Here is a 6,727-nt window from a genome sequence, read left to right as displayed (position 1 = left end):
CCCTTCACTCAGGGCGCAACCGCATCGTGCGGCGCATGATGGCCGAGGTGGGGCATCCGGTCATCGAGCTGGTGCGCCGCCAGTTCGGACCGCTCCACCTGGGAAGCCTCCCGGTGGGTCGGGCCCGCGAGTTGACTACAGTGGAGAGGGGCGCGCTGCTCACCCTCGCGCGCCAGGGCGCCGATCCCGCGCCCGAAGATTCTCCGGAGCTCCGATGACCGATCCCGCCGCCGTGTCCGCGCGCCCGCGCGTCGCCGTACGCACTCAGGGTCCGGTGCGCGTCGTCGGCGCCGGCCTGCTCGGTGCGAGCATCGGCCACGCCCTGCGGGCGCTGGGGGTCGAGGTCATCCTCGACGACACCTCGCGCGCGCAGCTGCAGCTCGCCGTCGACTACGGTGCGGGGCGCTCTGCCACCGCCGACGACCGCCCGTCGCTCGTCGTCGTGGCGGTGCCGCCGGATGTCACCGCGGATGTGATCGAGCGTGAGCTGGTCGCGCACCCGCAGGCGGTCGTGACGGATGTCGCGAGCGTCAAGCTCGAGCCGCTCGTCGAGCTGCGCCGCCGCGGGGTCGACCTCGCGCGCTACATCGGCTCCCACCCGCTCGCCGGGCGCGAGCGCGGGGGAGCGATCGCGGCCCGCGCCGACATCTTCATCGGACGCCCGTGGGTCGTCTGCCGCGACGCGGAGACCAGCGCCGCCGACCTCGCCGTCGTCGAAGGGCTCGCTCTCGACCTCGGGGCGACGCCCGTCGAGATGGGTCCGGAGGAGCACGACCGCTCGGTCGCGCTCGTCTCCCATGTGCCGCAGCTGGTCGCGAGCCTGCTCGCCGCGCGCTTCACCGATGCCAGTGCCGCATCGCTGTCCCTCGCCGGGCAGGGGGTGCGCGACACCACGCGGATCGCGGCATCCGCCCCCGAGCTGTGGGTGCAGATCCTCGGGGCGAACGCGGCGCCGGTCGTCGAGGTGCTCGACGCGCTCGCCGCCGACCTCGCCGACGTCGCCGAGGCGCTGCGCGCGCCCGAGGCGCCCGGGGCGCGGCGCGAGGTCGCCGAGACGATCCGCCGCGGCAACGAGGGCGTCGAGCGTCTGCCCGGCAAGCACGGTCAGAACCGCCGTTTCGAGAGCTTCGTCGTCATGGTCGACGACACCCCGGGTCAGCTGGGCCGCCTGTTCGGCGAGCTCGGCGAGCTCGGCGTCAACGTCGAGGACCTGCGCCTCGAGCATTCCCCCGGAGCCCAGTTCGGCCTCGCCGAGATCAGCGTCGTGCCGGGTGCCGTGCACCCCGCGGTCGACGGTCTCGAGGCCCGCGGCTGGAAGATTGCGAGCCTCCCCTCATGACCGAATCGCTCACCCGTCCCGGCCTCGTGCGGGTCGTGGCCGTCGACGGCCCGGCCGGCAGCGGCAAGTCGAGCGTGTCGCGCGCCGTCGCGTCGCGCCTCGGTTACGGCTACCTCGACACCGGCGCCGTCTACCGGGCGCTGGCCTGGCACGCCCTGGCCCACGCCGTCGACACGTCCGACGCATCGGCCGTCGTCGACGCCTCGGGCGATTTCGACCTGTGGATCTCACTCGATCCCGCCGAGGCCCGTGTGTCGGTCGCCGGCACCGATGTGACCGAGGCGATCCGCACGTCGCGGGTCACCGAGGCGGTCAGCGGCGTCGCCCGCGTGCCGGCCGTGCGCCGCGGGCTCACCGGCCTCTTCCGCGCGCTCGTCGCGGGCGCGGGACGCCCGGGAGTCGTCGTCGAGGGGCGCGACATCACCACGATCGTGTTCCCCGACGCCGAGGCGCGGGTGCTGCTGACGGCCGACCCGGCCGTGCGGGCCGCCCGGCGCACGGCGGAGACCGAGGGGGCGGATGTCGCGGTGGTCGCGGCATCCATCGAGCGACGGGATGCCGCCGACTCGGCCGTCGTCGAGTTCATGGACGCGGCGGACGGGGTGCGGGTCGTGGACTCGACCCACCTCGACTTCGAGGGCACCGTCGACGCGGTGCTCGCGGTGATCGCCGAGGAGACCGGCGCGGCACAGGAGGTGCACGATGTCGTCTGACGACGAGTACGAAGGCGGGCCGGACGGCCTCGCCGAGAAGCTGGCGGGCATCGACGATGCACTCGCCGACCAGCGCGCGGCGACGCTGCGCGCATCGCTCGAGGAGTACGACCTCGATGACGACGACACCGAGCTGCTCGGTGCCGTCTTCACCGACGAGCACGGCAACGAGTACCTGCCGGCGCTGCCGGTCGTGGCGATCGTGGGGCGCCCGAACGTCGGCAAGTCGGCGCTCGTGAACCGCATCCTGGGGCGCCGTGAGGCGGTCGTCGAGGATGTGCCGGGCGTGACCCGTGACCGCGTGACGTACAAGGCCGAGTGGATGGAGCGTCGCTTCTCCCTCGTCGACACCGGCGGGTGGGAGCCCGACGCGCGCGGCATCGACCGTTCCGTCGCGCAGCAGGCCGAGATCGCGATCGAGCTGGCCGACGTCGTGCTGTTCGTGGTCGACGCGATCGTCGGGGCGACCTCGACCGACGAGCAGGTCGTGAAGCTGCTGCGCCGCAGCGGCAAGCCGGTGCTGCTCGTCGCGAACAAGATCGATGACGCCCGGCAGGAGCCCGAGGCCGCGGCCCTGTGGAACCTCGGGCTCGGCGAGCCCCGCCCGGTGTCGGCCATCCACGGCCGTGGCGTCGCGGACCTCCTCGACGAGCTGGTGAAGGTGCTGCCGGATGTCTCGGCCGTCGCCTCGCACGAGATCGGCGGCCCGCGCCGCGTGGCGATCCTCGGGCGGCCGAACGTCGGCAAGTCGTCGCTGCTGAACAAGGCGGCCGGCGCCGAGCGCGTGGTCGTGAACGACCTCGCCGGCACCACTCGCGACCCGGTCGATGAGATCGTGGAGCTCGGCGGCAAGCTGTGGCGCTTCGTCGACACCGCCGGCATCCGCCGTCGCGTGCACCTGCAGCAGGGCGCCGACTTCTACGCGTCGCTGCGCACCGCGTCGGCGCTGGAGAAGGCGGAGGTCGCCGTCGTCGTGCTCGACGTCTCGGAGCCCATCAGCGAGCAGGACGTGCGCATCATCGACATGGTGCTCGAGTCGGGCCGCGCGCTCGTGCTCGCCTACAATAAGTGGGACGTGCTCACCACGATCGAGTACGAGAACATCGACCGTCGGCGCTATCTCGAGCGGGAGATCGAACAGGACCTCGCGCACGTCGCCTGGGCGCCGCGCGTGAACATCTCGGCGCGCACCGGGCGCCACCTCGACAAGCTCGTGCCCGCGCTCGAGACGGCGCTGGAGTCGTGGGATCAGCGCATCCCGACCGGGAAGTTCAACGCCTTCCTGTCGGAGCTCGTCGCCGAGCACCCGCACCCCGTACGCGGCGGCAAGCAGCCGCGGATCCTGTTCGGCACCCAGGCGTCGACGCGCCCGCCGACATTCGTGCTGTTCACGACCGGATTCCTCGACCCGGGCTACCGCCGGTTCATCCAGCGCCGCCTGCGCGAGCTGTACGGCTTCGAGGGCACGCCCGTCGTCGTGAACATGCGGGTGCGCGAGCGTCGCAAGAGGTAGCACCGGGGCCGCGGATGCCGCGGGTGTGCGAGGCTGAGGGGATGACCCTCGAACAGCCCGCCGCCGGTGAGCCGCGGCGGCCGCTCGGGCCGCGCGATCCGGGCGACGCCTGGGTCGTCGCGCCGACGGGGGAGCGGTACTGGGGCGCGTTCGGCGCCGCGGGGCTCCTCGCGCTCGACCCCGGACGCGGGGTGCTGCTGCAGCATCGCGTGTCGTGGAGCCACTTCGGCGGCACGTGGGCGCTGCCGGGCGGTGCGCGCCATCAGGGCGAGTCCGCCGTCGACGGCGCGATGCGCGAGGCGGCCGAGGAGGCCGGTGTCCCCGCGGGCGCGGTGCGCCCCCGGCTCGTGAGCGTGCTCGACCTCGACATCTGGACGTACACGACCGTCGTCGCCGACGTCACCAACCCTTTCGACCCGGTGATCAGCGACCCCGAGAGCGTCGAGCTGGCCTGGGTGCCGGTGGCGGATGTCACCGACCTCCCGCTGCACCCGGGGTTCGCCTCGTCGTGGGTGCGCCTGCGTGAGCTGCTGACCGTGCGTCCGGTGATCGTGGTCGACGCGGCGAATGTCGTCGGCAGTGTGCCCGACGGCTGGTGGCGCGACCGCGCCGGTGCCGCCGCCCGTCTGATCGACGGGCTCGGTGCGCTCGCGGCGCGCGGGATCGCGGGTGACGTGCTGCGGCTGCCCGAGTCGCGCTGGTACCCCGAGATCGTCGTGGTGCTGGAGGGGCAGGCGGGGGCTGCGGCATCCGTCGACGTTCCGGACGGGGTGCGCATCGTCGTCGCTCCGGCTGCGGACGATGACGAGATCGTCGCCCAGGCCGCCGCGCATGCTGAGGGCGGTCACGCGGTGACGGTCGTCACGAGCGACCGGGAACTGTCGGCGCGCAGCGTGTCGGCCGGTGCGAGCGTGCACGGCGCCGGCTGGCTGCGCGACCTGCTCGACGCGCGCTGAGTCAGTCGCGCCCGCGCAGCTTGTCGATGTCGCGGCGCTCGCGCTTCGTGGGGCGTCCGGCGCCGCGGTCTCGGAAGCCGAACGTTCCTGCGAACTCGCGGGACGGCGGCGGCGGGGTGCGATCGTCGTAGGCGGTGGCGGCCTCGGGTGCACCCACGCGCTTCGAGATCGTGCGACGCACGATGAGCACACGGTCGAAGCCGGCGACCCGCACGCGCACCTCATCGCCCGCGCGCACGACGACCGACGCCTTCGCATGATCGCCGCGCACCCGTACATGCCCGGCACGGCATGCCGTCGTCGCGGCCGAGCGGGTCTTGTAGACCCGCACCGCCCACAGCCAGGAGTCGATGCGCACCGATGGGGCCGCGGCATCCGTCATCGTTCGGCCCTCGTCGTGGACGAGAAGATCACGCCGGCGGCGATGAGCCCCTGCCCGAGGCAGTAGGTGACCATGACGAGCGGGCTCGTGACGGGCGGCATCGCGTCGGGCAGGAAGAGGCGCAGCGCGAGGATCGTGTCGCTCGAGAGGAAGAACGCGGCGCCGACAGCGACGAGCGGATGCGCGCGGGTCGCGCTGACGGCGGTGCCGCCGAGCACGACGCCGTAGATCGCGACGGCGGCGGTGAGGGCGCCGAGATGGGGGAGGAGGATCGCGAGCAGCACGACGTACCAGACGGCGTAGACCGCGGCCCAGGCGGGCACGCGGCGCACCGCGAGGTGCCGCCAGAACAGCCAGATGTAGAGCAGGTGGGCGAGTCCGAAGCAGGCGAGCATGACGGGCAGCTCGGGCGCGAACGGGAAGAACGTGGCCGCGCCGTCGCCGAGCAGTGAGAGGGCGAGCGCGGTGAACAGCAGAGAGAATCGGATGCCGCGTGCCCCGCTGCGTGCAGCCCACAGCACCGCGAGCGCGAGGAGCGGCATGAGCAGGAGCTTCGTCGGCGTCGCGAGCGCGTCGGCGTCGATCGCGAGCGCGCTGATGTGCACGAGCGAGACGACGCCGTAGAGCGCGAAACCCCACCACCACGACCGCGTGAGGATCACGGTGGGCTGAGCGGCGTCGGTCATGCTCTCACGGTAGCGGCCGGCGGGGTCCGGTGGTCGTGCTGGCGCGGGGGCTGACGTCGTCGCGGACCGGTCAGGCGAGGTCGCGGGCGACGACGACCACCGAGGGAGTGGCGCGGCCGGTCTCGGTGAATCCGGCCGCGAGGAACGTCGACAGCACGCCCTTGAAGAGCTCGTTCGCGCGCTTTTCGACCACGGTCGTGTCGGTAGGGTAGCCCTCGAGCAGGCGGGCTCCGTGGTCGCGGGCGTGCGCGATCGCCGCGTCGAGAAGCCGCGCGTTCAGGCCGAGCCCGCGGTGCTCGCGGCGCACCACGAAACAGCTCACCGCCCACACGGTCGGGTCATCCCACGCCGGATCGGCCACCGGCTGCAGGTTCTTCGTGCGGCCGATGCGCACTTGACGTGTGCGCGGGCCGACCCGCACCCACCCGGCCGCCTCGCCGTCGACATAGGCGATGAGAGCGGGCGCGGGGGACGCGGCATCCGGTTCTGGTAGCTCGTCGCGCAGGCGCTCGCGACGCTCGTCGGGCGAGGTGCGCTGCCAATCGGTGTTCGGCATCGTCCACCAGCCGCACTGACACGAGCGCCCGTCGCCGCCGCCCGAGAGCGCGTGCTGGGCGTCATCGAACCGCGACGCGTCGGCGGGGAGGATCTCGATCGACGGCATGCTGCGACGCTATCGGGTGCCGGAGACATCCGCCCGAGCGGTTCGCGGCACGGCATCGGTGCGGCTAAGATAGGGGAGTTGCCCGCTCGCGGGCAGCGGACCGGGATGTGGCGCAGCTTGGTAGCGCACTTGACTGGGGGTCAAGGGGTCGCAGGTTCAAATCCTGTCATCCCGACGGTCTGAAGCCCTGATGAGAAGCCATTTTCATCAGGGCTTTGTCATGTCTTCCGACGGGTTTTTGTTGGTCCCTTCGTGGTCCCCCTGCGCGGCAGGTAGGAGCGACCGATCGGACTCTGAATCGGCCTGAGTTTCGTTCCTATCGTGACGTGTACTGAGTTTCGTTCCGCTCGGTTATGAGAATCTGGCCCCGTCAGAGAGGGCCTTACGTCCATGGCTCGTCAGTACTCACCCCAGTTCCGTGAGCGCGTGCTCGCGCTGGGTGAGTCTCTTAGCGTGGTGTCACTTCCCGCGGGG

At 72.2% G+C, this 6,727-nt stretch carries 7 protein-coding genes, 1 tRNA gene and 1 pseudogene; 6 read left to right on the top strand and 3 right to left on the bottom strand.

The window, feature by feature from the left end:
• From ASG00_RS18010 to ASG00_RS10145, 5 genes and pseudogenes are all read left to right on the top strand, one after another.
• Positions 1-218 (top strand): annotated as a pseudogene (locus ASG00_RS18010) (pseudouridine synthase); the annotation flags it as partial.
• Positions 215-1,339 (top strand): prephenate dehydrogenase, encoded by a 1,125-nt coding sequence (locus ASG00_RS10160; RefSeq protein WP_045247663.1) that lies wholly within the window; start codon positions 215-217, stop codon positions 1,337-1,339. The pseudogene ASG00_RS18010 and the gene ASG00_RS10160, both read left to right, overlap by 4 nt.
• Positions 1,336-2,052: a (d)CMP kinase gene (gene cmk, locus ASG00_RS10155; RefSeq protein WP_045247664.1), complete on the top strand. Its 717-nt coding sequence runs from the start codon at positions 1,336-1,338 to the stop codon at positions 2,050-2,052. The genes ASG00_RS10160 and cmk overlap by 4 nt, the downstream gene beginning before the upstream one ends.
• Complete coding sequence (gene der / locus ASG00_RS10150) at positions 2,042-3,565, top strand: ribosome biogenesis GTPase Der (protein ID WP_045247665.1); 1,524 nt, start codon at positions 2,042-2,044, stop codon at positions 3,563-3,565. The genes cmk and der overlap by 11 nt, the downstream gene beginning before the upstream one ends.
• A 41-nt stretch (positions 3,566-3,606) precedes the next feature.
• Positions 3,607-4,521: an NUDIX domain-containing protein gene (locus ASG00_RS10145; protein ID WP_045247666.1), complete on the top strand. Its 915-nt coding sequence runs from the start codon at positions 3,607-3,609 to the stop codon at positions 4,519-4,521.
• Position 4,522: 1 nt separating this feature from the next.
• Here ASG00_RS10145 and ASG00_RS10140 read toward each other — a convergent pair whose 3' ends face one another.
• From ASG00_RS10140 to ASG00_RS10130, 3 genes are all read right to left on the bottom strand, one after another.
• Positions 4,523-4,903, bottom strand: coding sequence for an RNA-binding S4 domain-containing protein (locus ASG00_RS10140; RefSeq protein WP_045247667.1), 381 nt, complete (start codon positions 4,901-4,903; stop codon positions 4,523-4,525).
• Positions 4,900-5,589, bottom strand: coding sequence for a lysoplasmalogenase (locus ASG00_RS10135; RefSeq protein ID WP_045247668.1), 690 nt, complete (start codon positions 5,587-5,589; stop codon positions 4,900-4,902). The genes ASG00_RS10140 and ASG00_RS10135 overlap by 4 nt, the downstream gene beginning before the upstream one ends.
• A 70-nt stretch (positions 5,590-5,659) precedes the next feature.
• Positions 5,660-6,253, bottom strand: coding sequence for a GNAT family N-acetyltransferase (locus tag ASG00_RS10130; protein WP_045247669.1), 594 nt, complete (start codon positions 6,251-6,253; stop codon positions 5,660-5,662).
• A gap of 101 nt (positions 6,254-6,354) precedes the next feature.
• On the opposite strand from ASG00_RS10130, the gene ASG00_RS10125 reads away from it, so the two are divergent.
• Positions 6,355-6,428 (top strand) — tRNA-Pro (locus tag ASG00_RS10125).
• The last annotated feature ends 299 nt before the right edge of the window (positions 6,429-6,727 follow it).

The sequence above is a fragment of the Microbacterium sp. Leaf351 genome (assembly GCF_001423825.1).
GTDB classification, from domain to species: Bacteria; Actinomycetota; Actinomycetes; order Actinomycetales; family Microbacteriaceae; genus Microbacterium; species Microbacterium ginsengisoli.
The sequence above is the reverse complement of the archived record's forward strand: the minus strand, read 5'-3'. Positions and strand labels throughout refer to the sequence as shown.